Origin of the sequence: Mesorhizobium carmichaelinearum (assembly GCF_900199455.1) — a bacterium.
GTDB classification, from domain to species: Bacteria; Pseudomonadota; Alphaproteobacteria; order Rhizobiales; family Rhizobiaceae; genus Mesorhizobium; species Mesorhizobium carmichaelinearum.
On the sequence record NZ_FZQR01000105.1, the window covers coordinates 1 to 1,601 of the forward strand.

2 protein-coding genes are annotated in these 1,601 nt (G+C 64.0%); one reads left to right on the forward strand and one right to left on the reverse strand.

Going from position 1 to position 1,601, the window contains the following annotated elements; translation table 11 throughout:
* Window positions 1–122: 122 nt before the first annotated feature.
* Window positions 123–1,145 (reverse strand): aminopeptidase, encoded by a 1,023-nt coding sequence (locus CKW40_RS42150; RefSeq protein WP_244571569.1) that lies wholly within the window; start codon window positions 1,143–1,145, stop codon window positions 123–125.
* 269 nt (window positions 1,146–1,414) lie between these two features.
* Between CKW40_RS42150 and CKW40_RS45700 the strand changes: the two genes are divergently transcribed.
* A partial coding sequence (locus CKW40_RS45700) for an alpha/beta fold hydrolase (protein ID WP_369333070.1) occupies window positions 1,415–1,601 on the forward strand: 187 nt, incomplete at its 3' end.

Sequence of the window (1,601 nt, forward strand, 5' to 3'; positions counted from 1 at the left end):
TATAAGGGACAGGGATTGGGGGGATGACGAGCGGGCGGTGAGGCAGGCCTCCCGCGCGCGCCGGTCGGAACCGGCACTGGTCACGGCCGAGCTTGCGAGGCCGGCCGCCGTGCTGGTCAACGTCAATGACACGTCGTCGCGTTCCTCAGTGCCTCCGCACGGGAAGGCTCGGGCAATGCCGCAATCCGCCGTACGGAAGCATAGAATCTCGGATAATCGCCTGCGCACAAGTCATAAAGGTGAAGGAACGCCGGAACCTGTTCGCCGTAGACGGAAGTCGCGGCGAGCTTTGCGTTGTTGATGGGGTTATTGAACCAGGCATCGTATCCGCGATATCCGGCCCAGCGCCTGTCGCGCATTTGCCGGTAGCGCACCCGCAGCCTGTCGATCGCGGCTGTTTTGGCGGCAGCCACCTGCTGCGAGGTGCGGGGGCTGGCATAGACCTGCCTCAACTCGTCCCGCGTTTTCGCTATCAGTCCGAGAAAATCCGCTTTGCGCTGGCGATCGATTTCGTAACTGCGCAATCCGGCGCGATTGTCGGTGGCGCGCAGCCATTTCCTCACCCCGGTGATTTCGACGGCGACCGCGAAAGCCTCGTTGAACGCGGAGTCGCCGTTCACATAGATTTCCTGATGCGCCAGTTCATGGAAGATGAGGCCTGCGAGATATATGGCGTCCTGACGCAGCATGGTGCTGAGCAGCGGGTCGCTGAACCAGCCCAGCGTGGAATAGGCGGTGACGCCCGAGACGTAGACGTCCAGCCCTTGTCGCTGCAGTTCGGCAGCACTTTCAGCCGCGGATTTCTGAGAAAAGTAGCCCCGGTACGGAACGCAGCCGAAGACCGGAAAGCACCATGTCCGTGGCGTGAGCGAGAATTGCGGCGCGGCAAAAACGGCAAAGGTCACATTGTCCCGACCGATGTCGACATAGCTGCGGTAGCTGCTGTTATCGGGCAGCGCCAGCTCATCCGTGGCAAAGCGACGTATGGCGCTCGCCGACGTCAACTTCGCGCGCAATGCCACAGGCGTCGCGGGATCGTGGATGAGCTTTCCGACATTCTTCCGCGCGGCCATGATCTGCACATGGCCCTCCAGCGACTGCGCGTAGTAGGAGACACTGGTGCAGCCGGCCACGCCGGACGCCATCACCACGGCGGCAAGCAATCGAAAAAAGCGCTTCACAGCTTGCCCACCGCCTGCTCGTCGTCCATGGCGCGAATGCCCCATTTGTCCTCGTGTCAGGCGCACCGATTTTCGTCAAGACCTGGCAGCAGGTCGGACTTTCGAATTGGCAGGACTGGCAAGGCGGCCACTCGAAACCTTCGCGCCCAGCGTCGCCTCCGACCGCCAGGCGCGCGCCTGGTGGGCCGGCCTGCTCAGGGCCGCCCCAGCCCCGGCGCGGTGGCCGGCCTGCTGTGCAGGCGCTGCGCGACGCCGAAGTGCGGCCGCTGCTGTCAAAAGTCTCGGCCAAGACGCTGGTGTTGTACCGCAGGGGTGACCAGGCGGTGCTGGTCGAGGCCGGGCGGTACCTGGCGGGAAGGATTGCGGGGGCGCGGTTTGTCGAGGTGGAGGATCACTGGTTCTGGGTGGGGGAGCAGGGGG